Source organism: Mesorhizobium sp. M0293, from assembly GCF_040321735.1.
GTDB lineage: Bacteria > Pseudomonadota > Alphaproteobacteria > Rhizobiales > Rhizobiaceae > Mesorhizobium.
Genome location: NZ_JAMYSA010000009.1, coordinates 1 through 23,478, shown reverse-complemented (window position 1 = coordinate 23,478; position 23,478 = coordinate 1). Strand labels below are relative to the sequence as shown.

At 60.9% G+C, this 23,478-nt stretch carries 27 protein-coding genes, 1 tRNA gene and 1 pseudogene; 10 read left to right on the top strand and 19 right to left on the bottom strand.

Features of this window, described 5'->3' with window-relative positions; genetic code table 11:
- Positions 1-113 precede the first annotated feature (113 nt).
- Positions 114-983 carry an endonuclease/exonuclease/phosphatase family protein gene (locus NKJ06_RS05840; RefSeq protein ID WP_352631911.1) on the top strand — a complete coding sequence of 290 codons (870 nt, stop codon included), beginning with the start codon at positions 114-116 and terminating at the stop codon, positions 981-983.
- Positions 984-990: 7 nt separating this feature from the next.
- Here the strand turns inward: NKJ06_RS05840 and NKJ06_RS05835 are convergent, their stop codons facing one another.
- The 4 genes from NKJ06_RS05835 to NKJ06_RS05820 all read right to left on the bottom strand — a co-directional run bounded on the left by NKJ06_RS05835 (position 991) and on the right by NKJ06_RS05820 (position 3,300).
- Positions 991-1,521, bottom strand: coding sequence for a GNAT family N-acetyltransferase (locus NKJ06_RS05835; RefSeq protein WP_352631909.1), 531 nt, complete (start codon positions 1,519-1,521; stop codon positions 991-993).
- Between the two features lie 21 nt (positions 1,522-1,542).
- Positions 1,543-2,130, bottom strand: coding sequence for a GNAT family N-acetyltransferase (locus NKJ06_RS05830; protein ID WP_352631907.1), 588 nt, complete (start codon positions 2,128-2,130; stop codon positions 1,543-1,545).
- A 118-nt stretch (positions 2,131-2,248) separates the two neighbouring features.
- Positions 2,249-2,518, bottom strand: coding sequence for a 50S ribosomal protein L27 (gene rpmA / locus NKJ06_RS05825; RefSeq protein ID WP_015315190.1), 270 nt, complete (start codon positions 2,516-2,518; stop codon positions 2,249-2,251).
- Positions 2,519-2,616: 98 nt separating this feature from the next.
- A complete protein-coding gene (locus NKJ06_RS05820; RefSeq protein ID WP_352631905.1) occupies positions 2,617-3,300 on the bottom strand; it encodes a 50S ribosomal protein L21 in 684 nt (227 codons plus the stop codon).
- Between the two features lie 402 nt (positions 3,301-3,702).
- Between NKJ06_RS05820 and NKJ06_RS05815 the strand changes: the two genes are divergently transcribed.
- From NKJ06_RS05815 to NKJ06_RS05805, 3 genes are all read left to right on the top strand, one after another.
- Positions 3,703-3,792 (top strand) — tRNA-Ser (locus NKJ06_RS05815).
- 292 nt (positions 3,793-4,084) lie between these two features.
- The gene (locus NKJ06_RS05810) at positions 4,085-5,071 is read left to right on the top strand and encodes a hypothetical protein (RefSeq protein ID WP_352631903.1); all 987 of its coding nucleotides are present in this window, start codon (positions 4,085-4,087) and stop codon (positions 5,069-5,071) included.
- Between the two features lie 113 nt (positions 5,072-5,184).
- Positions 5,185-5,832 (top strand): site-specific integrase, encoded by a 648-nt coding sequence (locus tag NKJ06_RS05805; protein ID WP_352631901.1) that lies wholly within the window; start codon positions 5,185-5,187, stop codon positions 5,830-5,832.
- 100 nt (positions 5,833-5,932) lie between these two features.
- Here the strand turns inward: NKJ06_RS05805 and NKJ06_RS05800 are convergent, their stop codons facing one another.
- The 3 genes from NKJ06_RS05800 to NKJ06_RS05790 all read right to left on the bottom strand — a co-directional run bounded on the left by NKJ06_RS05800 (position 5,933) and on the right by NKJ06_RS05790 (position 8,675).
- Positions 5,933-6,265 carry a hypothetical protein gene (locus NKJ06_RS05800; protein ID WP_352631899.1) on the bottom strand — a complete coding sequence of 111 codons (333 nt, stop codon included), beginning with the start codon at positions 6,263-6,265 and terminating at the stop codon, positions 5,933-5,935.
- Positions 6,266-6,765: 500 nt separating this feature from the next.
- Positions 6,766-7,542 (bottom strand): ATP-dependent metallopeptidase FtsH/Yme1/Tma family protein, encoded by a 777-nt coding sequence (locus NKJ06_RS05795; protein ID WP_352631897.1) that lies wholly within the window; start codon positions 7,540-7,542, stop codon positions 6,766-6,768.
- Complete coding sequence (locus NKJ06_RS05790) at positions 7,539-8,675, bottom strand: AAA family ATPase (RefSeq protein ID WP_352631895.1); 1,137 nt, start codon at positions 8,673-8,675, stop codon at positions 7,539-7,541. Before NKJ06_RS05790 ends, NKJ06_RS05795 begins: the two co-directional genes overlap by 4 nt.
- 87 nt (positions 8,676-8,762) lie before the next feature.
- Between NKJ06_RS05790 and NKJ06_RS05785 the strand changes: the two genes are divergently transcribed.
- The gene (locus tag NKJ06_RS05785; RefSeq protein ID WP_352631893.1) at positions 8,763-9,563 is read left to right on the top strand and encodes a hypothetical protein; all 801 of its coding nucleotides are present in this window, start codon (positions 8,763-8,765) and stop codon (positions 9,561-9,563) included.
- Here NKJ06_RS05785 and NKJ06_RS05780 read toward each other — a convergent pair.
- Positions 9,557-10,111 (bottom strand): hypothetical protein, encoded by a 555-nt coding sequence (locus tag NKJ06_RS05780; protein ID WP_352809344.1) that lies wholly within the window; start codon positions 10,109-10,111, stop codon positions 9,557-9,559. The genes NKJ06_RS05785 and NKJ06_RS05780 overlap by 7 nt on opposite strands.
- Before the next feature lie 433 nt (positions 10,112-10,544).
- On the bottom strand, positions 10,545-11,294 hold the full coding sequence (locus NKJ06_RS05775; protein ID WP_352809342.1) for a hypothetical protein: 750 nt from the start codon (positions 11,292-11,294) through the stop codon (positions 10,545-10,547).
- On the opposite strand from NKJ06_RS05775, the gene NKJ06_RS05770 reads away from it, so the two are divergent.
- Positions 11,293-11,556: a hypothetical protein gene (locus NKJ06_RS05770; RefSeq protein WP_352631888.1), complete on the top strand. Its 264-nt coding sequence runs from the start codon at positions 11,293-11,295 to the stop codon at positions 11,554-11,556. The genes NKJ06_RS05775 and NKJ06_RS05770 overlap by 2 nt on opposite strands.
- Before the next feature lie 292 nt (positions 11,557-11,848).
- Here NKJ06_RS05770 and NKJ06_RS05765 read toward each other — a convergent pair whose 3' ends face one another.
- The 4 genes from NKJ06_RS05765 to NKJ06_RS05750 form a co-directional block, all read right to left on the bottom strand.
- Positions 11,849-12,139 carry a hypothetical protein gene (locus NKJ06_RS05765; protein WP_352631886.1) on the bottom strand — a complete coding sequence of 97 codons (291 nt, stop codon included), beginning with the start codon at positions 12,137-12,139 and terminating at the stop codon, positions 11,849-11,851.
- Between the two features lie 507 nt (positions 12,140-12,646).
- The gene (locus NKJ06_RS05760; protein ID WP_352631884.1) at positions 12,647-12,919 is read right to left on the bottom strand and encodes a hypothetical protein; all 273 of its coding nucleotides are present in this window, start codon (positions 12,917-12,919) and stop codon (positions 12,647-12,649) included.
- 163 nt (positions 12,920-13,082) lie between these two features.
- The gene (locus NKJ06_RS05755; protein ID WP_352631882.1) at positions 13,083-14,120 is read right to left on the bottom strand and encodes a hypothetical protein; all 1,038 of its coding nucleotides are present in this window, start codon (positions 14,118-14,120) and stop codon (positions 13,083-13,085) included.
- A 757-nt stretch (positions 14,121-14,877) separates the two neighbouring features.
- A complete protein-coding gene (locus tag NKJ06_RS05750; protein WP_352631880.1) occupies positions 14,878-15,774 on the bottom strand; it encodes a LysR family transcriptional regulator in 897 nt (298 codons plus the stop codon).
- Positions 15,775-15,853: 79 nt separating this feature from the next.
- Here NKJ06_RS05750 and NKJ06_RS05745 point away from each other — a divergent pair, with 79 nt between their 5' ends.
- The 3 genes and pseudogenes from NKJ06_RS05745 to NKJ06_RS05735 all read left to right on the top strand — a co-directional run.
- Positions 15,854-17,062 (top strand): trans-sulfuration enzyme family protein, encoded by a 1,209-nt coding sequence (locus NKJ06_RS05745; protein WP_352631879.1) that lies wholly within the window; start codon positions 15,854-15,856, stop codon positions 17,060-17,062.
- Positions 17,037-17,387, top strand: a complete 351-nt coding sequence (locus tag NKJ06_RS05740) for a type 2 periplasmic-binding domain-containing protein (RefSeq protein ID WP_352631877.1) — start codon at positions 17,037-17,039, stop codon at positions 17,385-17,387. The genes NKJ06_RS05745 and NKJ06_RS05740 overlap by 26 nt, the downstream gene beginning before the upstream one ends.
- Before the next feature lie 17 nt (positions 17,388-17,404).
- Positions 17,405-17,761 (top strand): annotated as a pseudogene (locus tag NKJ06_RS05735) (amino acid ABC transporter ATP-binding protein); the annotation flags it as partial.
- Positions 17,762-17,852: 91 nt separating this feature from the next.
- Here NKJ06_RS05735 and NKJ06_RS05730 read toward each other — a convergent pair.
- The 4 genes from NKJ06_RS05730 to NKJ06_RS05715 form a co-directional block, all read right to left on the bottom strand.
- Positions 17,853-19,199, bottom strand: a complete 1,347-nt coding sequence (locus NKJ06_RS05730; protein WP_352809338.1) for a hemolysin family protein — start codon at positions 19,197-19,199, stop codon at positions 17,853-17,855.
- A gap of 129 nt (positions 19,200-19,328) precedes the next feature.
- The gene (locus NKJ06_RS05725) at positions 19,329-20,042 is read right to left on the bottom strand and encodes a HoxN/HupN/NixA family nickel/cobalt transporter (protein WP_352632063.1); all 714 of its coding nucleotides are present in this window, start codon (positions 20,040-20,042) and stop codon (positions 19,329-19,331) included.
- Between the two features lie 21 nt (positions 20,043-20,063).
- On the bottom strand, positions 20,064-20,708 hold the full coding sequence (locus tag NKJ06_RS05720) for a DUF1007 family protein (protein WP_352631875.1): 645 nt from the start codon (positions 20,706-20,708) through the stop codon (positions 20,064-20,066).
- Positions 20,709-20,823: 115 nt separating this feature from the next.
- A complete protein-coding gene (locus tag NKJ06_RS05715) occupies positions 20,824-21,648 on the bottom strand; it encodes a class I SAM-dependent methyltransferase (protein ID WP_352631873.1) in 825 nt (274 codons plus the stop codon).
- A 212-nt stretch (positions 21,649-21,860) separates the two neighbouring features.
- On the opposite strand from NKJ06_RS05715, the gene NKJ06_RS05710 reads away from it, so the two are divergent.
- Positions 21,861-22,442 (top strand): TetR/AcrR family transcriptional regulator, encoded by a 582-nt coding sequence (locus tag NKJ06_RS05710; RefSeq protein ID WP_352631871.1) that lies wholly within the window; start codon positions 21,861-21,863, stop codon positions 22,440-22,442.
- On the opposite strand, the gene NKJ06_RS05705 is transcribed toward NKJ06_RS05710, so the two are convergent.
- Both NKJ06_RS05705 and NKJ06_RS05700 read right to left on the bottom strand, forming a co-directional pair.
- Positions 22,443-22,970, bottom strand: coding sequence for a hypothetical protein (locus NKJ06_RS05705; protein ID WP_352631869.1), 528 nt, complete (start codon positions 22,968-22,970; stop codon positions 22,443-22,445).
- A gap of 181 nt (positions 22,971-23,151) precedes the next feature.
- Positions 23,152-23,478 (bottom strand): hypothetical protein (locus NKJ06_RS05700; protein ID WP_352631867.1); only part of this gene is annotated, 327 nt, incomplete at its 5' end.

Genomic DNA, 23,478 nt, shown 5'->3' with positions numbered 1-23,478 from the left:
GTGGCTTTGCGGCATTGCTCTAAACCTTCGGCCTTGCTCTAAACCAAGGCGCGGCGAAGGGCGAGGACGTTTTATGACAATGGTCGCGCGGGATTGGCCGGAGAGATGTCGGAATGAAGCTTGTAACCTATAACATCCAGTACGGCATCGGCCTCGACGCGCAGTACAATGTCGGGCGCATCGCTGATGCCGTGCGCGGCGCCGATGTGATCGCGTTGCAGGAAGTGACCCGCAACAACCCCAGGAACGGCGGCCGTGATATGGTCGCCGAGATCGGCGAGGCGCTGCCTGACTATTTCGCCGTCTATGGCAGCAATTTCGAGGCCAATATCGGCTCGCGCCTCGAGAACGGCCGCGCCATCACCACGACCTTCCAGCTTGGCAATATGGTGCTGTCGAAGACGCCTATTCATCTGTCGCGCAACCTGCTTTTGCCGCGCAGCCGCAGCTTCGAGATGATGAACTTCCAGCGTGGAGCGCTGGAAGCACTGATCGAGACGCCGCTTGGTTTCATCCGCTTCTATTCCATCCATCTCGATCACCGCAGCCCGGTCGAACGCGCCAGCCAGATCCAGTTCCTGCGCCGGCGCCTGTTGAACTACGCGCTCGAAGGCGGCGCATTGTCCGGCGTCGCCGAGATCGGCCTGCCGGAATTGCCGCATCCCGAAGCCTTTGTCGGCATGGGCGATTTCAACATGCTGGCCGGATCGCCCGAATATGTCGAACTCGCCGGCCGGCCGGACCATGAATTCGGCATGCCGCTGACCGCCGACTTTGCCGTCGATGCCGCGTTGCGCCTGAACGCCACCGGCGACGATCTCGTCAGCTGGGTCGATCCCAAGCAACCCACCAATCCCAACCGCCACAAGCGCATCGACTACATCTTCACCAGCGCTTCGCTCGCCAAATCCCTGAAGCGCCTGTGGGTCGACCGAAAGGCCGTCGGTTCGGACCACCTGCCGGTCTGGGTCGAACTGGGCTGATGGCCATTCATCTGGCAGCGTTTTCGCGTTCGACGATCGCCATCATGATCGTATCGCGGTATTTCCCGTCGATATGGACGGCGTCGCGCTGTACGCCCTCCCTGACAAACCCGACCTTGTCGTAAAGAGAGATGGCGCGCGCATTGTCGGAATGCACGGAAAGCTCGATGCGGACAAAGCCGACCTTGCGCGCCTGCGCCAAGGTCGCATTGATCAGCCGCAATCCCAGGCCATGCCCCCGATAAGAGGGAACAATCCCCATTCCGAGGGTGCCGCGATGAGCATGGATAAGCCGGTCATGGCGTGAGATGTCGCACCAGCCGACGACCTCACCGCGGACAACGGCCACGAACCCTGGATCGCCTCTGCCGATACGATCCATCGCGAAACTTCGGGTTTGATCCAGCGGTGGCGCCTCGAGGAAGGACAGGTACTTTCGCTCACGCGCTACGACATCGAGCGCCCGGTGAAAGCTTTCAACATCCCCGGACGTCATCGGCGCGATCGCGACCGCTTCAATATCGCTGCTGTCGACCATTGGCTTGACCGGCTTCATCCATCAAAAGTGGACCCAGTTCCGCAGGCTGGTCCAGGTCTTCCTGTCGAGCCTGTAGCGCTCGACCGGCACCTGGCCGGCGACGATCGAGTTCAGCATGCCCTGGCCGGCATATTGGAAGCCGCACTTGTGGATGACGCGGCGCGAGGCCGGATTGATGACCCGCGTCGAGGCATGCAGCACCTGGATCGACGTCCTTTGGAAGGCGAGATCGACCAGCGCATGCGCTGCTTCGGTCGCATAGCCCTTCTTCCAGTAAGGCTCGCCGATCCAGTAGCCGAGTTCCAGGCCGCGATCGGTGGTGTTGAGGCCGGCACAGCCCACGAACGTCTCGGTGCCGGCCAGCGTCAGGGCAAAGGCGATGCCGGCACGGCGCGACTTGGTCATGGCGAGGAAAGAGCGGGCCTCGGCCTCGCCATAGGGGTGCGGCATGCGGGCCAGCATTTCGGCGACATGACGGTTGTCGGCAAGCTCGACCAGTTGCGCGATATCGCCTTCGTGCGGCGCCCGCATCACCAGTTGCTCGGTGACCAGCACCGGGCAGTCTATCGCGTAACTTTCGTCTTCTGAGTCTTCCGCTTCGGCAACCATTGAAAGTCCTCCAGGCACAAGAAAAAGGGGAGATGGAAACCCATCTCCCCTGATCCTTTTCCTGGCTTTGCCAGACACCGGTCCCGAGATGGGCGCCGGTGTTCTAGTGCGGAACCGGCTACTCCGCGGCTTTGGTAATCGGGTTGACCGATACGTAGGTTCGGCCGTTGGCTTTTTTGTTGAACGTCACGGCGCCGGTCTCGAGCGCAAAAAGCGTATGGTCCGTGCCCATGCCGACATTGACGCCGGGATGCCACGTGGTGCCGCGTTGACGAATGATGATGTTGCCCGGGATGACGGCTTCGCCGCCGAACTTCTTCACGCCCAGACGCTTGGAATGCGAGTCGCGACCGTTGCGCGACGAGCCGCCAGCTTTCTTGTGTGCCATCTAACTAACTCCGTTGCGCCGCAAGGCGCCTAAAAGGCGTTATGAACGCGTTCGCGTTCCGTTTCAAGTCCGATCCGGCGAGCTAATCGCCAGAAAAATTACTTCGCCGCCAATTCCTTGGCCTGCTCGCGCCAGTCCTTGATCTGGTCGGCGCTGAAGGGCATGTGCTCGTCGATCTTGGCGACATCCTTGTCGGTCAGCTTGGCGAGCTGGGCAAAGGTGATGATGCCCTGCTCGTTGAGATCCTTGGCTGCGACCGGGCCGATGCCCTTGATCACGGTCAGATCGTCCGGCTCGCCCTTCGGCGCCTTGAACAGCGGTGCTGCCGCGGTCTCGGCTGCCTTTGTCTCGGCTGCCTTGGCCTTGGGCTCCTTCTTCGGCGCGGCTTCCGCCTTCGCTTCGGTGGCGGCCTCTGCCTTGGCTTCCTTCTTCGGCGCCTTGACCGCTGCCGTCTTCGTCGGCTTGGCGCCACCCAGCAGGATCTCGGAGATCCGCACGGTGGTCAGAAGCTGGCGATGGCCGATCTTGCGGCGCGAGTTCTGCCGGCGGCGCTTCTTGAAGGCGATGACGGTGCGGTTCTTGCCCTGCGCGACGACTTCGGCGGTGACCACCGCGCCGTCGACGAACGGCGCGCCGAACGTGACATTTTCGCCCTCGCCATGCGCGAGAACATGACCGATCTCGACCATATCGCCGACATTGGCTTCGACTTTTTCGATCTTCAGGAGATCGTTGGCGGCAACGCGATACTGCTTGCCACCCGTTTTAATGACTGCGAACATTTTTTGCCTTTCGCTGTTCGGTCGGCCTTGATGAGCCGCCTCTGGCGGTTCAGCCGTCTTTTTGTCAGTCTGCGGGTTCAAAAAACAAGCGGCGCGGAAGAACCCTCCACGCCGATTGCGCGCTGTCCCTAACCGAAGGTTGGGTGCGAGTCAAGGCAAACAGCCGCGCCGGGACTGTTATTGGCGGGCAGCACTGGCCACGACGGCAGCACCGCACCGCGCTGCCGTCGTGGAGACAAGGATGCATGGCAGGTCGACAATTTGCCTGCGTCTCCCTGCACCGGACCCGCCGTGAATCCGCCGCTTGTCCCGCAAGCCAAATAACTCACGGATTTGGCCTTGTAACCTGCCCGTTCAGCCGTTATCTAGTGCGCCGCGCCGGCAACGGCCGACCATGACCGCGGAGAGGTGGCAGAGTGGTCGAATGCACCGCACTCGAAATGCGGCATGGGTGCAAGCCCATCGGGGGTTCGAATCCCTCCCTCTCCGCCAGGGGTCTCGGACTCGAACCCACATTCTGCGCAAGCGCCTGATCCCGTTCTGAAAAGTCTCCCGGCGGCTCCCGAGAATGGGAGTTTCTCAGGTGCGTGTATCGTTGAATGTATCGCGCGACGTATCATTGGATGCATCGTTCGAAGATCCTGAAAATGCGCCGCGATCGAGCGGCAGCGCTTCGCCCGGCCGCTACCTCGTCCGGTCAGGTTCCGTTTATCCTTTCCAGATTAGACTGCCCGGCGACCTCAGTGGAGGGGACGCGCACTTCGTCCGGCTCGGGCTGGGCGCGATGACTGCACGCCAGGCGCGCGTCAAGGCTGAACTACTGGCGGCGCTCGCCAGAAACCGCTTCGACCAGATCAGGACGGCCAGATTGGAAAACGAGGGCACCAAGAACGCGGACGAAAGGGACGGCGAGGACGCTTCGGACTTCGCCAATGACAGTCCCGAACTGACCGCGGCAGAGGTGAAGGGCTACCTCAAGGCCATGCTTTCGGTGGTCTCGCAACCCGCCCCTCCGACGCCCCCGCACCAGGAGGCCGTGTTCGCTGGCTTCCGGGGATTGGTCAGCATCGGCAGGGAACTGGCGAAAGGCGCCGAGGGCAATGCGCTCATCATCGAGAATGCTGACATGCTAAGGGCGCAGTCGCTCGCCAAGATCGCGGGCGAGGTCCAGACAGGTTCGGCTTCCACCTTCCCACAAATGGCAAAGCAAAGAGGTGCCGGGCCTCTCGACGCCTTGCCTGCTGTTCGCGTGACGACCGACCCCGCCGCGCATGCCCAGTCAAGCTCCTCAGCTCCCGTCGTCCATCCGGAGCCGGCCCGGCGGGTTGAGAACAGCTCGGTCAGGAAGACCGTGGCCTTCAAGCTTGACCGCCGTTATGTCGAGCGCAAGCCATCGACGAAGCCGCTACTGAGCGAAGTCGCCGAGGACTATTTCGAACGCCATGCCGTGAGATCGGGCGAGAAGAACAGGGACATCGCCACCGCGCGGATGCGAGTGGGCGTTTTCATCGAACTGATCGGCGACCATCCCGTCGACACCTATACGGGGGCCGACCTTCAGGCCTATGTCCATCTCCTGACGCATTGGCCGGCGAAAGAGAAGGACAGGCCGAAGGACAAGACGGCGCGCGAGATCCTGGCCGCCAATGCCGATCTTACGGCCAAACCCTTGAAACGATCGGCGCTGGAGGATGGCTATGTCACCATCGTCAAGACGATCATCGTTGCAAGATCACCGAGCTGGACTACCCGGACCCGCTTTCGGGCGTAATACTTTTTTACCCGGATACCGCAGCCCCGCGCGAGTCGGCGGAGCCGCTTAGCTCCGACCAGATCAGCCGCATTTTCCGCAAGGGCGTTGAGAGAGGCTTGCTGGACGAGACTATGTTGCCGCTGCTCGGACACCTGACCGGGCGCCGTCTCGGATTGCTGGTCCACCTCACGGGCAATGACATCCGCGAGAAATATCCTGACGTCTGGGTTGCCCAGACGTCAGGCATTCAGCTCAACAGGGAGGGGCATTGGCAGCGCGTTCCCATCAAGACCGACGCCAGTGCTACATTCTTCGTCCTGCATGATTTTCTCCGCAAGATCGGCTTCATCGAATGGGCTCAAAACCAGGGTGACTCGTTCCTGTTCCCGCAACTCATCCGGCTCGCGGACCCGAGCAAGAGCGCCAGTTCTTACATGAACCGCCTTTTCGAGAAGGCCGGCGTCACCACGACACGGAAGGAAGTCTTCCACTCGCTGCGGGGCGGCAACATCGACCAGATGCGCGACAACAAGGTGGACTCACGGGACCGCAAGCTGCAGGCTGGCCATCGGCTTGATGACGAGCACGACCTCTATGGCTTCAGGGCGATCAGCGAGATCCGCGCGCGCGGCATCGCCCGCGCGGATCTCGTCGATGGCGTGGATTTTTCCGCCTCTATGGCCTTGACTTCGACAAGCTCGCCCAAGCGAGGCGCACGTTCGGGCGACGACCTAAATAGTCATCTTGCGGGCGATTCACTCGCAAACGGCGTTTGGTGAAGTAATGGGGAGAGCACGGGACAGCGGTTGAAAACGGCGTTTGATGTGAAAGCATGTCGATCGGCAAAAGCCGCCAAGACCTGGGGAGACAACGGCACGGTCAGCCGCCAGCCTCGTCGATTTTACTGTCACCGCGCAGATGACGCTTGCGCTGAAAGGTCCAACCGGAGCCGTATTTGTCGACGAGGTCGTCAAAGGCAGCGTCTGCAGCTTTTCGGTCAAAGCCCTGGACAGCCAGTTCCTCCACGATCGATGCCTGCAGCCGATCAAGTTCCCGCCCGCGTCCAAGCTTCAGGTTCTGCACGATGGCGTAATGCAGAAGCGCGCGAGCGATATCATCCCGCGAAGGCTTTCGTTCAGTCTTGCGAGCGATGCGAACGGCCCGCTGGCGTTCCCGCTGCTTGTCCAGTTTCTCGCGCCGCGACTGTACCATCTTTTTGTCTCCCAGGTTTCCACCCTAGGAGTCTGGCGCCGGTCCATGCATACGACAAGCGTCGTTTGGCGGACAGCGATTCCGGTGTGGGAATCGATCGTCCGCGGAGCTGAATCGCAATTCCCTCCGCCCGAATCGAATTACCGCAAATTTTCTCAATGTGAGATGCGTTGCCTGCAACTCGACCCAACGTGCACGTACGTTTACGGGCGGCCCGAACGCGCACGGCGTTTGCAGTTGCAACGCTTGTCCGGAGTCCGGAATCGTTTCCTCACACTCGTGAATCGTCCTCAGAGGACTCTGAATCGCGGTGCCGGGACGCTGAATCGGATTAACACAAATTTTCCTGATTTGACCTGGGTTGCGGGCCCGTCGGATCGAGTTGGCTGCACATGCGATCGACCCGCTTGCCTCCGACATGGCCTCGCCGCCATTCTTCGCGCCCGCTGCATCAGCGGCTTCGACGTTGCCGTTCCGAATGTCACCGTTCGCCGCGGGCTTTATGGATTCGGGAGAACAGTCAGCGTTTCTTCGAGTTGCTGAAAGATGCTGCCCAGTTCCCCGCCCTCCAGCGTGTCGTGGTCCATGAGCGCGCGGGCAAGCGTCTCGATCGCCTTTCGATACCGCCGGATCAGTTCGCACGCCTTGGCGTAGGCCGCTTCCAGCCGAGCGTTGACGCGGCTGGCAATTTCCGGACTGTAGATCAGCAGCGAAGCCTTGTCGTCGGTTGCGCGATAGAGCAGCGGCGCATTCCGGGCAAAGCCCAGCGACGTCTCCATCGCAACGGCCAACTCTGTGGCGCCTGCAAGATCGCTGGACGAAGTCCCGCCAGATCCGGCCGCGACCGAACCCAGCAGCTCTTGCTCCGCCGCGCGGCCTGCAAGCCTGATCAGCAGCAGAGCCTCGGCGCGTTCCTCCGTTTCCTCATCGACAGCCGGCTGGTCGCCCTCGACCATGCCGCCGCCGTCGCGCCCGTCGATGGTGATCATGGTCACCCTGCCGAGCTTCAGGACCAGTCGCGCGACGGCATGACCGGATTCGTGTAGCGCCATGCGCCAGCGCAAACTCTCCGGCTTATCCGGCTTGGCCACGGTGAGAATGGTTTCGAGATCACACCACTCCAGCGTCCTCTGTTCTCGCCTCGCCTTCTGCCTGGCCTCGCGCACGAGGCGCTCGATATCGGCGCCGGTTAATCCATTCGCCTTCAGCGCAAGGCGGCGCAGCACGTCGTGAACGAGTGCGTGAGGGGGTGATGTGTTCTGCACGGGACTGCTCATGCGTCTCTCCTGCTCTGCTTGTTCGCCCGCGCCTGTCGCGCTGTGACATGGAGCGATGTGGCAGGCGCTTCGGCGTCGACTGGGTCGGCCACGACGGTGCCCGTCTTCAATCCTGTCGCCCTGCCCTCGCTGGCAATCGAAGCCTGGACAGACCCAACCCCAGGCTCAGAGACGGACGCGGCAGTCGCCCGGGCGGGGGCCTGTGTCGGCGCACTCGCAATCACCGCATCGAGATCGGCTTGCAGATGATGGCGCAGGATACCGATCAGCGCCTCGGTGTCGGGCCGCGGAATGACGATGTGTTTTTCCAGCCTGCCCGAGCGCAGCAGCGCCGGGTCGATGGCGTCGGGATTGTTGGTCGCCCCGACGACGATCACGCCGGAAGATTTCGACGCTCCGTCGAGCAGCGTCAGCGCCTGGTTGATGAAAGAGGTCCAGTATTCGTCATGAGACCGGGACGCGTTTCCCCGCTTGCCGATGCCGTCGATCTCGTCGACAAAAAGGATCGCAGGCTTGTTGGCTTCGGCTTCCGTGAATGCCGCCTTCATGCGCCGGAGCACGTCGCCGAGGTAAGCGGGTTCCAACCAGGTCGCAACGGAAGTGACGATGAGCGGGATTTGCAGCGTGTTGCAAAGGGCTCTTGCGAAACTCGTCTTGCCCGTCCCTGGCGGGCCAGCCAGAAGCAGTTTTGTGGTCATCTCTTCCCACACGAGCCTACCCTCGCGCCACAGCGCCAGGTCAGCCTGCAACGACAGTGACCAGTCCCGGGCTTCGCCGTACCCTGTCAGCGTCTCGACGCGCGGGATGAAGCGATCCTGCTCGCCGCCGGTCAGTTTCGCAGGCTGGATGATCTCGCTGCCCGAACCCTGGTCCTTGCCACGGCCCGTCTTGGTGGTCGCGTTGCTGGCATGGGTCTTGGAGCTGGAGCTGCTGGCTGGTCCATCACTGCCGTTGGATCCCTCTCCGGCTTCGGCCGACTTGCGCCTTTCTCCAGCGATATGCGCAAGCACGGCCCAGGCCGATGCGACTGAGACGCCGGGCCGGATAGCAATGGCGAGATCGGAGAGCGTCAGCAGAGAGCAGTCTACCTGGTCGAGTTCACCCTCGGGCTCCTCACCGAGCACGGCAGTCATGGTGTCTCCAATGATGGTCCCATTCAACGGGCCGCATGCGAGGTTGAGTTGGGCCGCCCGTCTCAGCCTCTCGGGCAGGCGGCTCTCGTGTTCGGCGACGCCCAGGATCGGGAAAGCGTCCATCGCCGCCCGACCGACGCGCCAGTCGGTTTTGTCAGCGTCGTCGGGATCGAACCATCGGCTGGCGAATGCAACAGCTCGCGATCTGACGTCTTCGTCGCGGCTGAACCGAAGACTGCCGTCGCGATGAATCTCATGGCCGCTCGCGATGGCGACCTTTCCCGGGAGAATCATGCCGCTGCGAAGCATATCCAGGAAGCAGCCCTCAAAGCCCCTGACCTTGCCGACGATGGTGATGATCGGCCTTGGCAGTTTCAGGATCCGAAGCATCTCGGCGAGCGCGGCCGGATCGTCGGCAACAGCCTGCGCCAGCATCAGAAGTGTCGCCACCTCCGCCGCCTGCGGCGGTTCGATTGTCCGGCGGATGCGGCGGAGCAGGCTTGTCCTCAAATCCAAATGATGTGCCCGGAAGGCCGCCGCACCCCTCTTTTTCGAGGAAGCTGGCCGCGCCGCGCTACCCCGTTTGCCCGAGGACAGAACCACGCCCGATTGCGAAAGCCCGTCCTCATCTTCGAATTCCGTAAAGCTCTCCTCCCGCTTGGAACCTCTGACAATGCCGCCCAGACGAAAAAGCAACCGCGTGAGTTCGGCCTCGGATTTCTCCAGCATGGTGAGATGCGGCGTGAAGAGCCGAACCTTGCATCCGTCGATGATGCGTACCTCGTCGACGAGAATGCCGGTGTCGACGGCACGGTCGAGCGCGGTGGCTTCGGCATTGCGGCGGAGCCGCCGGAGAAAATGTTTTCCCAGACGCGCGGTCATCACTGATCCCTCTCCAGGCTGGGTGGGAGTCTGATGTCGAGCAAACCACGCTCGTCGAGCCATTCGCCGACCGCGCGACAGGTCGGGTCGCCTTCCCGCACGCGCAGAGCAAGAAGCTCGAGCACGACCGTGGGGATCGGGATGCCCCGATCGACCGCGGTGCGCGCATAGTGCAGCGCCAGCGCCACGGCGACAGCCGGATCTTCCATCGGCTTGGTCCGGCAGTCGCAGACGGCGATCTGCCCGCTCATTGCAAGGCCAATGCATTCTTCGCCGTGGCCAAGAATGCCGAGCAGCGCGTTCGATCCCCTTGCTGTTCGCGCCCGCGCCATGGCCGGTGGCAACTGCCAGTCGAGCGCTGCGAGAGCGGCGCCTGCGCCGTCGACCGCATCGGCCTTGGCAATAGTGCCCTGATGAACCGGATGGCACGGGCGGGGTGCGCTCCGGTCGCGCCGTCGTGGACGCGGTCGTGCCCGGCACCGTCTGGTCCGACGCTTGCCGAGAGGCCGCATTCTTGCTGACGAACGGTCGGGAGGGCCGAATGCGATCGGCATGCACGCTCGAGGTGTCGCCGGTAGTCCGGGCGGCTCCGGGAAAAGAGGAATCCCCCCGGGCTTCACTGGCGGAAGACAAGCCTTGCCCGGTGCTGGCGGCTGTCTTGGTGAGGCTTTGCTTGCTGGCGGATAGGCGTGTGCTCATGACAAAATTCTCCGTGCCGCCGGCGAGGCGGGCTTTTGGATCGATGGTTGTCTGGGGTGATGGTGGGCGCGGATCGGGCAGTACCGGTCCGCCCGACCGATCAGGGGCTGGCGCGCGTTCGGGCGAAGCCAACTTTTACCCGCGCATCGATCTCAGGCGTCCGGCGGACACGGGCTTCGCCGAGACGGACAACTGCCGGACAGACATGTTCCCCCTCCGCTTCATCGTCAAAGAGCGGAAGCACCGCTGCGGTTCTTTCGCCGCGGAGACAAGACGTTGGTTCGGTCTCTACGATGACCGCCCGGCATTGGCGTTCGAGTTCCTCGCGAACCGCGCCGCGAACATCGCCCGCAGATGCATCATCGCCGCGCCGGCGCCGGCAATCTCAAGCAGGTCGCCGATCTCGGAGAGGCCGAAGACCCCCTTGGAGTGATCACTGGTTTCATCCGAGCCGTCGATGATGGCAATGCCGACTTCAGAGACAAAGGGAGCTTTTCGCTCGACGTACAGCCAATCGGCGGCGACGAGCGCAACGGCCATCATGCGCTGTCGAAGCGCCTCGAGGCGATGCTCGGCATAGGATGCCAACGACCGCTTCATGTCGACGATCAGCGCCGAATGCCGCTTCCGGTTCACCAGGACGATGTCTGGTGTGTAGGTTTTTTTCGAATGCACTTCGGACCGCAACCGGATGCCCTCGAGCTTCGACCATTCGTTGCGTTCCAGAAACTCCAGCGCGGCCGGCACGACGGGCATCGGCTTGTCCTGCGGCATCACCAGGAGGTCGGGGTTGCAGGCGGCGATGCGAATGACGCCCCATTCAAGCAAATTGCCCTCATGGAACGAGACCGAGCGCGCCATCGAGACGAGGCCTGCACAGTTGCCGAAGACAATGTCCGGCTTGGTGTCGCCGGAAAGCACCGCGGCCATTGCCCTGTCGACCATGCGCGCGAAATCGGGTTCGAGATCGGCAATGACGGCAGAATAGACAAATGCTGAGGCCGACGATGAAGTCGAGAGCACAGGATTGTGGCTCATGGAATTCTCCTTAATGACGACGGGGACGATCGGCGCCGGAAAGCATGGCGGCAATGGGCAATGTTTGCCCGATCGATCCGCGCACGGCATTCGCCGGTTAGATATCGATCGTCTCGGGTGGGAAGGCTGCGCTCAGCGCGCCGCTATTGGGACGCAAGCCGCGGCGGCAATTGGTGTGACGCGCAATGCCGGCGGCAATCGGCGCGGCTCACCGCCACCCGAAAGCGAGAAGATTCTTTCCCGAAGGAGACAAAAACGATAGTGCTGTTCATAGCCCAAGACCTCTTATCCAGGTTGCGGGTCAGGCCTTCGTCGGTGTTAGCGCACCGTCGAGGGCCGACTTGTCCCGGACATGGCCGGAACGATCCTTATGTGAACGGATCCGGAACGGATCTCAATCCCCACAATCGCGCGGATCGCCTCCAAACGATCGCAAGGTTAATTCCGGGCTCCGAATTCCAGGAGGATCTCGTTCTGTTGGGCGGCGATGCGCGTCTCATCGCCACGAGTAGATCATGACTGCCGACGCTCTTCGGAATGTGATTGGGCAATCGTCAGTTCAGTTGGAGCCTCGCGTCGAGTTCCACAAGCTTCTCTTCGAAGGCTCCGACCTCACGTTCGAATTGCTGCAGCGCCAGCTGTATTGTTCGCGCGTTTCTACCGTTCTGCGGATTGTCGAGTTCCGCACGGGCGTCGATCAACCGCTGGACGAACTCTAGCCCGGTGATGGCACGCAGCCGGCCAGTCCGGTCGAGCTCGAGTAGCCGGTCCTGCGCGATCCGGTAGCGCGCGGGGAGGCTTGCGAACCTGGCGAGGAAGGGCGGTGGGGTCAGTGCGAGTTTCATTTGATGCTCCGTTGTCCAGGGTATTGCGGCGGCAGGCGCGGGGATCGGCCTCCTCCCACGAGGGTGAGGGTGATCCTTGCAAGCCACAAACCACCGAGAGACATTTTCGTTTCTCGCGGCGACCCCTTGCTTCGAACTCCCAGGCAATCGAAGACACCGCGAGACAAGGCTGTCCTATTGATCCATAGCTTCCGCCCAAAGGGCTTCTGGAAGGCTCTGGCATTCGATTTGAGCCGGCGGGCCGGCCTACTGCGATAGTCATCAAGCAGGTTGTGCGGATGGTCTTGCTCGCTTCGCGAGGTCGCCGGCGTGCCCACTCTTGCCTTACCTTACCTTCCTTCCGCGCAATCGGTCGCGCGAGCGTCGCTGGGCCATTATCATCTTTCCCGGCCGATGCGGTCGCTGCTTGCGCCCAGCGACTGTCAGAGGTTCCCGAAACAGTTTCCAAAATTAAGGCCCCCGCTTGTGGCGAGGGCCTTCGAGGTTCGATAGGTTCGGAAACCGGCGTCAGCCCATCTTCGGCGATCCGCCATTATCTTCGCGAATGTCCTTGAGGAAGGGAGGCTTGACGAAGCCTTCCCGTGGCGGCCTTGCGGCAAACCCTGGCACCGCGACGTCCAGCAGCGTCGCCTTTATCCGGCGGACGCGCTCTTCCGGTCCGATCGGCTTCCTTTCGCCGTAAGCCTCCGCCGGCGTGCCTTTGGCAGCGGCTTTCGCCGCGCGCTTCGGGGCGATCGCCTCTTCCGGCGTGCCGGCGGGCTCGCCGTTCAGCAGTGCCATGGGACCCTCGACGACCTTCCGGCTCGCAGCCGGCGACTTCGGCGCCGGCTTGGACATCGGGGACAAGGCTTCAGCTGCGTCCCTCCCCTCCTGTGCGAGACCCTTCAATTTCCGTGGTGTTTTCGACGGCTTCACCACCTTTCGCTCCGACAGCGTGGCTGCCTCAGTTTCCAACTTTGCCTTGACGGCCTTGGCCGTTGCCGAGGCAAGCTTCGGACCGACCGCCCATTCCAGACTTGGCAGAACCTTCTCCAAGAACCATGGCCTGAACCTGTCGTCCTTCGGCCAGTCGTCGGCGCCGGCCATAGAGTACGTGCCAGACCAGGCTCCAGCCGGTATCGGCCGGGAATCTTGCCGTATGCACAAGCCAGTCCGGGCCATTGGGATTGGGCTCGACGAATGCCGCCAAACTTTCCAGTTCGGCGCGGGCTCGGCGGGCTGGTTGGACCAACTGCTCGGCGAGCTTCTTCTTGACCAGGGGTTTACCCCCGGCGTGACAGAGGACGGCTTCCTGAACAACCTCAAGCATGCGGCAGAGGCGACCGATGAGAGCAGGCAACCCGGCGGCGGTCTTCTCGCGGATCAACGCCTTGACGCCTTCGGGACCGGCGATGTTCGCTGGCGCAAGCGGAGCTGCCTTGATGGCGCCATCCCTGGCGAAGGCCCCGATCTCGGCAGCCGACGGGCGCTCTCCTGCTCGCAACCGGTTCGCCACCGCCTCGATCTTCTCAGGCGACGCCGCGCACAGCGCATAAAGCGCGACACGCTGCACATTGTGTTCGACGAACAGCGTCCGGTACTGGCCGAGCCGTTCGTGAACCGCAATGAAGTTATCACCGGTACGTCGTGACTGCCCGCACCAACCTTTCAACCACGTCGCGAACGACTCCTGGGATGGACAGGCCTGTCTGGCCTTGGCTACTGCCTCACCTTTAACGAAGACCTGCTCGGCATCGACGCGTTCGGACCCGCGGAACATATTCTCGCATTCCAAGAGCACGGGGATTTTCTCGGCGGGGATGCCGAGCTCTTCATACGTTGCCGGCGGTCTGGATGCCTTGGCGACCCTCTTAATTTTGCTCCCGGGAGTCTTGCCCTTCCCGCGTGCAGGTTCCTGTTCCTGCACGGACGTCTCTGCGATAGCCTCGGGCAGAAAGGCAGATGGAATAGTGCTGACGCCCGTAAAGTTTGAGTTTTTCATGCTAATTCCTTTCCAATAAACAGATCACTGCCAACACAGAACACATCTGCAGGCATCAAAAAGAGTATAGCCTAAGATAACTCTTACGTCCAATCTACCGTATTTAACGACTGGCGACATTCATGTTTTAATACTCTGCGAATCGCGTTTACGCCGCTAAAATGTATGTACTTAGAAAGTATCTTTCTTATTGTGAGATTATCTTGCTTGTGATACATTTACACATATCCAACAAACTGGAACATTCATAAAGACCTCATCAGAAAGTTCGCGGGCGCATCGGCTTCTGATCGCGCGCACCCGAAAGCGGCTAGAGTAATATCTTGCAGGTACAAGCATAACGTCCACCGACACCACACACCTGCTGTGTGCAATGCCGGGGCGCACAAAAGATGCTACGCTTTGCCGGCTTCCGGGTAAGGCCGTAGTTCCAAATATCTCGGTTGCCGCCATCGGTGCGAAGCTGTCGCCCATAAACCTGCTGGCGCGATCACAATTTTTTCAAACTCCCGCTCCCATGGCGCGGGCAAAGTTTGCCTATCCCTCGGAGACCGACACAAGCCGTTCCGCGCTAGTCCAGACACGCGTAAGGGGATCAGCGACGGCAGATCGACGAATGCTATTCCGCCAATATTCAATGCCGGTACTAGTGTCAGCAACCCGAGCTTCGGAGAACCCCTCCCTTCAATCAATCTGCCTCATATCTGTTTGAGCCAGGTCGGGCGGAAGCAGGCAGCGAGTTGAATAGTTCGTTCGCCTAGTCCTCGCTCGATAGCACATTGCGCGCTGCATAGAGCTCGGCGATGAAATCGGTTGCCAGCGTCGAGTTGATGCCGTCTGGCGGGCGCAAAATCAGTGCTCGGAAATGCACGGCTGGCTCGAATGGCTTGGCGACGATGCTGTCGATCATGCGGTCGGCAATGACGGAAGGATTGACCAGACCGATACCCATGCCTTTAGCGGCAAGGATGGCGATGGTCAGACCGTAAGGTGTTTCAATCAAGATGCGTGGCCGTACGCGGTGTTCGGCAAAGATCTTGTCCATGGCGAGCCGCACCGTGTCTTCCGGCGACAGTGCCAGGAACGCCTCATCATCAAGGTCCGCAGGCGTGACAACGGGCTTGCGAGCCAACCGGTGGTTCTTCGGCATCACGCAGACAGCTCGCGGGGTGGTGAAGATGCTATACAGCACGCCTGTCGTATCGATCTCGTCGGCAGCGAGACCGATGTCGAAACTACCAGATGCCACCAGGTCGCGCACGACGTTGGACATGCGCACCTGATAGCTGATGCGAACCTGTGGATGTTTGCTCGAGAAAGCCACGATGGCACGTGGCACCAGACCGTGGCCGAGTGCCGAGAGGCTGGCAACGCGTATCGTCCCCGTCCCAACTTCCTTGATCTGGGCCGCGCGCAGCCTGAGCCGATCCAACCCCACCAGATTGGCCTTTACCTCGGTGTAGAAAAGTTCTCCTTCCCGCGTCGGCACCAGCCTGCCGCGGATACGGTCGAACAGATTGAATCCGAGCTCCGATTCCAGCTTCGTCAGAGAGCGACTTATCGCGGGCTGCGAAGTATCCAGCAGCGTCGCCGCTGCGCCGGCGCCACCCGTGATCATGATTGCGTTGAACACATCGATGTCGCGCGGGTTCATTGGCATTCCATATCAAAAGTGGATTACCTTTATCGCCACAGTCATAGATGGCAATGGGCGAGCCAGTTAAAGTCCGCCCATGACCCGACACGACGACACTTCACATATCCATCCTCCCAGGCGCTCGGAGGAGCCATTCAGGTCGTTGGCGATGCCAGTTGAACGCGCCTCCACGGTCGTCTTCGACGATTTGGACTCCTTCGAGCGCCGCGTCGAGCGACTGTACGATGGCTTCAGTTACGGACTTTACGGGACTCCGACCAGCCGCCAGTTGGAAGACCATATCGCTGCGCTGGAAGGTGGATCTCGGGCGCTCGTCGTCCCTTCCGGAATGGCGGCCATAACGCTGACGACCATGACCGTCTGCCATGGTGGCGATCGGGTTCTGATCCCGGAGACGTTCTATGGGCCGGCACGCGAAATGGCCGCCCGCCTTCTCGCTCCCCTTGGCATCGATGCGGTGACCTACGACCCCAAGCTCGATGGAAGCATTTCGGCGTTGATAGATGGCAGGACGCAGCTGGTCTGGGCGGAATCGCCGGGTTCCGCGACCTTCGAGATACAGGACGTGCCGGCAATCACGGCTGCGGCCCACGAGGCTGGCGCGCTTGTCGCGGTCGACAACACCTGGGCCTCACACTTGCTGTTCAAACCACTCAAGCATGGTGTCGACATCTCGATGCAGGCGCTTTCCAAACATGCCGGCGGCCACGGCGACCTGCTGATGGGCTCGGTGGCGGTGAACGACGAGACCTTGTTCCGACGGTTAAAGGATACCTCGCGTTTTCTCGGTTACGGCGTTTCGCCGGAGGATTGCGCATTGTGCAAGCGCGGCCTGATGACCATGCCGGTGCGAATGCGCCAAGCCGACAGCACCGCGCAGAACATCATATCGTGGCTGTCGGAGCGCCCCGAGGTTGCGCAGATCCTGCATCCGAGTGAGCCCGACCATCCCGGCCACTTGACCTGGAAGCGTGACTTCGCCGGATCGGCAGGTGTCTTCTCGTTTGTGTTGCAGCCGGAACTAGCGCCCCACCAATCCGGGGCTCTGCGTCGCATGCGACTGTTCAGGCTAGGTGCAAGCTGGGGCGGGGTGCACTCGCTGATCTCCGTCAGTGATCCTCGAAATGGCCGCAGTGGCCTCGACTGGCTGAAGCCTGGCCCAGTTTGGCGGCTCTCCATCGGCCTGGAGGCCGTCGGCGACCTTCTCGCCGATCTGTCACAGGCCTTCGAGCACTTTGCGGAAACGCGACGAACCACAGTTGGCGACGCCAAGGCTGCAGAATGACAACAACTTCAACGAAAGGGGAATGGATATGAAATGCGAAGGGCATAAATGGCTTGCCGCCTTAGCGATCGGGCTGGTCGGCCTGGCTTCAAGCGCGGGAGATGCGGCCGCGCAAAGCGTCGTCGAAAAGATAAAGGCACGCGGCTACGTCAGTTGCGGCGCGAGCCAGGGAGTGCCCGGCCTCTCTCGCCCCGACGAAAAGGGGTATTATCGCGGCTTCGATTCCGACATTTGTCGTACATTCGCGGTCGCCATTCTTGGGGACAAGGATAAGATCCGATACGTGCCGCTCAATGCTGCTCAGCGACTTCCTGCGCTAGGCTGAAGAGACAGCCATCCACTATAGGGATTCTGGATCAGGCGCACAAATATCCGGGTCAGCTCTCTGGCGGCCAGCAGCAGCGCGTAGCCATTGCTCGCTCACTCTGCATGAACCCGAAAATTATGCTGTTCGACGAACCGACCTCGGCACTTGATCCCGAAATGGTCAAGGAGGTGCTAGATACAATGGCGTCGTTGGCCGATGATGGCATGACAATGCTGTGCGTCACCCACGAGATGGGATTCGCCCGCCAGGTTGCGGACCGCGTTGTGTTCATGGACCAGGGCGAGATTGTCGAGACGAACACTCCGGTCGAGTTCTTCACAAGCCCGCTTCATGAACGCAGCAAGCTGTTTCTCAGCCAGATTCTGAATTAAAGCAGTTGAACGCGTCTGCTTTGACTAGTTCACAACTACTCTGTCTCAATTTTGCTCGCATATACGCCTCTCTCATGGGCGTCGAAGACCACTATCCGGACGCCTTCCCGTGGAATGAAGGCAGCTCACGGCGAGCGAGCAGCTTGTCTATCCGCCTTCCGTCCATATCGAGAATCTCGAAGCGCCAGCCCTCGTAGTCGAAGTGCTCGCCAGCTTCCGGAAGATGCCCAAGCCGGGACAGGGCGAACCCGGCGATCGTATGAAAATCACCCTCTGCCGCCCCTGATCGAAAGCCGAGGAGAGCGAAAGCATCGTGCGCCAGCATCATACCGTCGATCAGCAGGGAGCCGTCTTCACGCTTGACGACGTCGGGGTCCTCACCGTCCATATCCGGAAGGTCGCCTGCGATGGCTTCGAGCAGATCGGTCTGGGTGACGATCCCCTCCAGAGCGCCATATTCGTCGATGACGATCGCCAGGCGTACCGGTGCCCTCTTGAACCGATCGAGAACGCGGAATATCGGCGTTCCTTCGTGAACGATCACGGGGTCGCGGATGACCGCCATTGGATCGAGCGTTTTCCCGTCGAGCACTTGGTCGAGGAGATCCTTCTTCAGGATCATGCCGATTGGTTCATCGATCCCGCCACGGCCGACCAGAAGCTGCTCATGGCGACATTCACGGATGGTACGCAGAATCTCGTCTGGACTGTCCTCAGTGTCGATCCAGTCGATATCGCGCCGCGGCGTCATGATGTCGGCGATGCGCCGATCGCCAATGTTGAAGACGCGCTCGACGAGCTCCTGCTGGGTCTGGTGGAGCAGCCCTGCCTCCTGGCTCGCCGCGACAAGCAGCTTCAGCTCTTCAGGCGAATGCAGGGACTCCTCGCCCGTGCCTGGCCGCAGCCCGCAGAGCCGCAACACCAGGTTGCCAAGGCCGTTCAGAGTGAGGATCGCCGGCCTGAGCAGGAACAGAAACAGGCCTAGCGGACGCACCACCCATAGTGCTGTGCCCTCGCTACGCTGAAGCGCCAGGCTTTTCGGCGCCAACTCGCCCAGAACGATGTGGAGAGCAGTGATGATAATAAAAGCAATTGCGACGGCGATTGTATGGGATCCAGCGGTGGCAAGAGACCCCATCGCTCCAACCAGCAGCGGCTCGATCAGATGGGCGAGTGCAGGTTCGCCAACCCAGCCAAGCGCCAGCGACGAAATGGTGATACCCAGCTGGGTGGCGGCAAGATTGGCATCGAGATTCGCCAAGGCTCTTTGAAGCAGCCCGGCGTTCAAGCGTCCAGCGGTAGCAAGTTCGTCGACTCGGCTCCGCCTGACCGCCACCAACGCAAATTCGGCGGCGACAAAGAAGCCATTTGCGCCAACGAGTACAAGAACCAATAGAATCCCAAGAATGTCGCGTAGACTACCATCGTCCGCCGGCATGATATCCTCTGCTTGATCTGACTGGGGGATCTGTGAAGCGTATTTGGCGCTATTGCGCAACCGCATTGGGCCCAGAATTATCACGCGGAGCTGCTGTCCAGACGCGGGGGACTCTGGCTTTGGACAGCGTTAGGGAGAAGTGATTTGCCAAACCGCTACGCCAGCTAGAACAATTCCAGCGGCGCCTTCGATGGTCCGCGAAATGGCGTCAAACAGGCGTGGCCGGCTGTCAAAGAAATGCACCAGACGTTCCCGAAATAAGATCGACAGCACCGCCACGCAAGACAGCGTCAGCGCCACGCCGGCCATCATGGTGATTGCGAAAAGAATGCCGGCCACCGGAACGCCCCTGGATATCGCAAAGGTCATCACGAAAAGCGTCAGCGGACAGGGGATCAAGCCAGCCATCACCCCAACCGCCTCGCCCTCATGCTTGTGGTGATGGCCGTGGCTCAATGCGCGCCAGAGCATCCAGATGCCAATCAGGCCAAGCAACCCGCGGCTGATGTCTTCCAGTAGCGGCGCACGGCCGACACTGCCCAGGGCAATCGATACCAACGGCAAAGAGAGCGCCGCGATCAGTACCGCGATCGTCACATGCGTGAAGGAAAGTGTCAGCGATACCAGAAGCCCACGCCGGACACTGGCATCCGATCCGGCCAGATAAGTCGCCAGCACGGCTTTGCTATGGCCCGGCGTCAGCGCGTGCGCCGCACCGAACAGAATGCCCATGGGCAGAAAGGCCGTGAAGGCCAGCCAATCGCCGCCGGCCGAAAGCAGTTTGATCTGCTCGGCAAGCGCCAGGTAGATCGTGCGCTGGAACTCGACCAGCATCTGGAACATGGCCATCGAACCGGCTCCGCTTCAGCCGCAGGTCAGTTCGAGGCGCGTCGCGAAAATCTTGCCGAGATCGGTCCCCGTCGGGTCACTAAAGAACGCGTCTGTCAGGCTCTTCTGGTTCTGCGCGATGGCCGTGTCCGGATCTGGACGCACGACCGCGCGTGAGCAGCCTTCAGGCAGGCCAGCCACAGCAATCTTGTCGTCGTCGGTAAAATCGATCGCCGTGTAGAAGGTCGGGTCATACACGCCGATGCTGACTTTTCCAGCAAGGGCCAACGGGTCCTTCGGCTGCGTTTCGAACTGGACGACGAGTCGATCGTTTTCATAGCTGACGCTGAACTTCGGCGGTGGCGCCATCGTCACGTCCTTGCCGTTCAAGGTCACCATCTGAAAATAGTTGTACTCGGCCAGCGACGCATGGACGGTGAGAGCGACTTCATCGAGTTCCTTGGCATCAAGGACAAGGTCGGAATTCTTGTCGAATTCCATCAGCACAGTGCTGGAAAAGAGGTCGTCGAAACGCCAGGAATGCCGAAGCGACTTGACCGTTCTGTCTGGACCGACGGTCAGGTCCAGCTTCGCTTCGGCAAACACATGCGGATGGGCGTTCGCCGCCGCGGCGGAAGCGAGCAACAGCGCCGCGCCTGATACTATGCCTGTCAGCTGCATTTTTCGCTCACATTTCGCTCGTCGATTCCAGATCAGGTAGCACACCTGCCATTGCAAGCAGGCCGAAATGGGACATACCAGAACAGGTCGTCATGCAACTAGCGTCTGAGCATGATCACGACGCCAAGCCTGATTGGTCCTTGTTCGTCGTCGCACAAATGTAATTCAGGTTCTTGGTTCCGACGGCGCCGATATCGCCGACCTGGAATCCGCTCTGGGTCAACAGCGAGGCGACCGAATGCATGTCGACATGACCATGCTTGTGGAGCCTGGGCAATCTGGACTTGCGCACCGGCCTGCCAAAATCGATGATCAACAGCCGGCCTGCTGGCTTCAAGACGCGTGCCGCCTCGCGGATGAAGGCCGATCGAACGGGCTTCGACAAGTGATGCAGCATCAGCGTGCCGACGACGATGTCGAACTGCGCGTCCCTGAAGGGAAGCTCCTGCGCCGTCCCATTGACGAAAGTCAGATCGAGACCGGACCGCTCAGCCTTGGCGCGCGCCCTCTCGATCATTTCGGCCGACGCATCGACGCCGGTGACGCGTCCGTCCGAACCGACCAGCCGCTTCGCGGCAATGGCAAGGGTTCCCGTCCCGCAGGCGACATCGAGCATCGCTTCGCCGGGCTGGAGTTTTGCCGGGCGAAGCATGAACTCGCGAAACCGGCCCTCGTGCCCGAAGGTCAGAACGCGCGCAAGCAAGTCATAGGCCACCGCCCGGTGCAGGACGATGCCAATGCCCCGGTCGCTCGCGATCTGCGCACCGTTGCCAACGAGCCCCCTGTGACGCAGGCTGCCCCACAGCGCCAGTCCCGCGATCACCGCAAGGACGAGGCCGTGGAATGCCGCCGTCCAGGCGCCGGCCTGAATGTAGCCCATGCCCAATTTGGCGAGGACGAGGAAGCCGGCGACCAGCGACAGCTTGGCAAGCAGGGCCAACGCTATCATCCTCTTGCGCGAATGCGGTCCGTTACCGGCGGGATGATCAGATGAGTGCATGTCTGGCGACCTTCAGCTTCATTGCGGCGTGCCCAAACCCGATTTGAGCTCCTGGACTTGGCGTATCATAATGGACACAATGTCTGGAAATGCTGTTGTCGGACATCGGACCGCCGAATGTCCGAAACCGGGCACTGCAGGGGGCCATGGCCATGAAAATCGAACGTGCGGGCGAGCGAAACACGATCGATCGACGCGTTGCGCGGACGCGCGGCCTGCTGCAGGACGCGCTCATCGCCCTGATCCCGGAGCAGGGATATGCCGCCATCACCGTCGATGACATTTGCCAGCGGGCCAATGTCGGCAGGTCTACCTTCTATACCCACTATGCCGACAAGGATGCTCTGCGCAGCGCGACCATCGAGGCGCATCTGCGGTCGATCGGCCGCAGGCGCGAGGCGGCAAGTCAAGAAACAGGTAGCCGCCTGTTTGAGTTCAGCCTGCCCATGTTCGAGCACGCCCATGTATTCCGACCGCTTCACCACGCATTGCTTGCAAGCAGCGGCGATACGATCCACGACGAATTGCGTGAGCGTATCCGGCGAGCCGTCCGGGAAGAACTCGTCGAGAAACGGATCGGCGATCGCGGCATGCCTGCCGAATTCGCCATTCAGTTCATCGCCGGCGCATTTCTTGCGGTCCTCGCCTGGTGGGTCGCCACCGACATGAACCTTTCACCGGCACAGGCAGACGAGCTGTTCCAGAGGATGGCGGAAAAAGGCGTCGGCGCCTGATTAGTCGTCGGCTATCGAGCTTGCAATGATCGAATTCGCTCGCTCCGTGTCGACCGGCGATGTTAAATGGACGAGCTGTTTTCGATTGCCTGCAATCAATATGTAAAGTTTGGAGACCTGATCTCCATTCCGGTCCTCGCTGATTTTTTCGGCGTCCGTACGGGCGAAGAAGCGCTGCTCGAATGTCGCGCGGTCGACGTCGAACAGTCTGATGGAACAGGTCTGCATGGCCTTGCCGTTCAAGGTAGCTTTGGTCACCGCGATTATGGTCCCGGCAGGTAGATCGTTGCCAGTCACGGCCCACCCCTGAAAGGCCTCCACGTCATCGACTGGAGCAAGCGCTGCGTCACCGGATAGCGGTGTCCATCCACGCGTCTTCGCCACAGCGACGGTTCGCTCGAAGTCGGGGCCATGGGCAAGACAGGTTTGGTGAAAAGTTTCTAGCCCGAGATCGACATTGTCGGCATACACCGGTGTCGATGTCAGGCAGACGCCTGCGAGCGCAAAAGCGACGAGAACTCTCGACATATCCGTTACACCTCGCGCTGAAGAGCGAGCACCGGTACGAATAAGATGGAGCCGTTGGCACGCTGGTCAAGATTTACGGCGCCTCGCCGGATCGCGCCAAGGGGCGCTACAGGCCTGCCGATTGCCCTCGGCGTCAAGAAGTGCCGTATCAAAGGCGCCCGATATAGCGCACGTCAGCACGTCATACTGAGCGAATAATCCTCAAGATGCGCACGGGCAACCGTCGTTTCACGCGCCTGACCTTGCGTTTTCGAAAGAGTTCGAGAACCTTGTGCGAAAAAGGCATTTGTCCCGATTTGACCGCATGCCCAATGGTTAAAAATCGTCTGGAACCGTTCCACTGGTCATGCATTATGGCCATAGCGGTCGATTTCTCAGGAATGTAGCCGCTCCCATTTAAAGCCCGCCCGTGGTCGCTACCGTTGTCCAGCCGATAGATGGGTAACACTTTGAACCGGATACATAGGTAACAGTTTTCCCCCTTATGATAGGTTCGTCGCAGCGCCAA

What these genes read in the sequence shown, in the direction of transcription:
- NKJ06_RS05790 (WP_352631895.1), bottom strand. Translation starts at nt 8,675, where the DNA reads ATGACTGCCGTGCTCGGTGAGGAGCCCGAGGGTGAACTCGACCAGGTA.
- NKJ06_RS05775 (WP_352809342.1), bottom strand. Translation starts at nt 11,294, where the DNA reads ATGAGCCACAATCCTGTGCTCTCGACTTCATCGTCGGCCTCAGCATTT.
- NKJ06_RS05830 (WP_352631907.1), bottom strand. Translation starts at nt 2,130, where the DNA reads ATGGTTGCCGAAGCGGAAGACTCAGAAGACGAAAGTTACGCGATAGAC.
- NKJ06_RS05705 (WP_352631869.1), bottom strand. Translation starts at nt 22,970, where the DNA reads ATGTCGAGAGTTCTCGTCGCTTTTGCGCTCGCAGGCGTCTGCCTGACA.
- NKJ06_RS05780 (WP_352809344.1), bottom strand. Translation starts at nt 10,111, where the DNA reads ATGCCGATCGCATTCGGCCCTCCCGACCGTTCGTCAGCAAGAATGCGG.
- rpmA (WP_015315190.1), bottom strand. Translation starts at nt 2,518, where the DNA reads ATGGCACACAAGAAAGCTGGCGGCTCGTCGCGCAACGGTCGCGACTCG.
- NKJ06_RS05800 (WP_352631899.1), bottom strand. Translation starts at nt 6,265, where the DNA reads ATGGTACAGTCGCGGCGCGAGAAACTGGACAAGCAGCGGGAACGCCAG.
- NKJ06_RS05835 (WP_352631909.1), bottom strand. Translation starts at nt 1,521, where the DNA reads ATGGTCGACAGCAGCGATATTGAAGCGGTCGCGATCGCGCCGATGACG.
- NKJ06_RS05750 (WP_352631880.1), bottom strand. Translation starts at nt 15,774, where the DNA reads ATGAACCCGCGCGACATCGATGTGTTCAACGCAATCATGATCACGGGT.
- NKJ06_RS05730 (WP_352809338.1), bottom strand. Translation starts at nt 19,199, where the DNA reads ATGCCGGCGGACGATGGTAGTCTACGCGACATTCTTGGGATTCTATTG.
- NKJ06_RS05805 (WP_352631901.1), top strand. Translation starts at nt 5,185, where the DNA reads ATGTTGCCGCTGCTCGGACACCTGACCGGGCGCCGTCTCGGATTGCTG.
- NKJ06_RS05820 (WP_352631905.1), bottom strand. Translation starts at nt 3,300, where the DNA reads ATGTTCGCAGTCATTAAAACGGGTGGCAAGCAGTATCGCGTTGCCGCC.
- NKJ06_RS05725 (WP_352632063.1), bottom strand. Translation starts at nt 20,042, where the DNA reads ATGTTCCAGATGCTGGTCGAGTTCCAGCGCACGATCTACCTGGCGCTT.
- NKJ06_RS05765 (WP_352631886.1), bottom strand. Translation starts at nt 12,139, where the DNA reads ATGAAACTCGCACTGACCCCACCGCCCTTCCTCGCCAGGTTCGCAAGC.
- NKJ06_RS05760 (WP_352631884.1), bottom strand. Translation starts at nt 12,919, where the DNA reads ATGGCACTGCTGAACGGCGAGCCCGCCGGCACGCCGGAAGAGGCGATC.
- NKJ06_RS05795 (WP_352631897.1), bottom strand. Translation starts at nt 7,542, where the DNA reads ATGAGCAGTCCCGTGCAGAACACATCACCCCCTCACGCACTCGTTCAC.
- NKJ06_RS05810 (WP_352631903.1), top strand. Translation starts at nt 4,085, where the DNA reads ATGACTGCACGCCAGGCGCGCGTCAAGGCTGAACTACTGGCGGCGCTC.
- NKJ06_RS05710 (WP_352631871.1), top strand. Translation starts at nt 21,861, where the DNA reads ATGAAAATCGAACGTGCGGGCGAGCGAAACACGATCGATCGACGCGTT.
- NKJ06_RS05840 (WP_352631911.1), top strand. Translation starts at nt 114, where the DNA reads ATGAAGCTTGTAACCTATAACATCCAGTACGGCATCGGCCTCGACGCG.
- NKJ06_RS05755 (WP_352631882.1), bottom strand. Translation starts at nt 14,120, where the DNA reads ATGAAAAACTCAAACTTTACGGGCGTCAGCACTATTCCATCTGCCTTT.
- NKJ06_RS05745 (WP_352631879.1), top strand. Translation starts at nt 15,854, where the DNA reads ATGACCCGACACGACGACACTTCACATATCCATCCTCCCAGGCGCTCG.
- NKJ06_RS05720 (WP_352631875.1), bottom strand. Translation starts at nt 20,708, where the DNA reads ATGCAGCTGACAGGCATAGTATCAGGCGCGGCGCTGTTGCTCGCTTCC.
- NKJ06_RS05770 (WP_352631888.1), top strand. Translation starts at nt 11,293, where the DNA reads ATGGAATTCTCCTTAATGACGACGGGGACGATCGGCGCCGGAAAGCAT.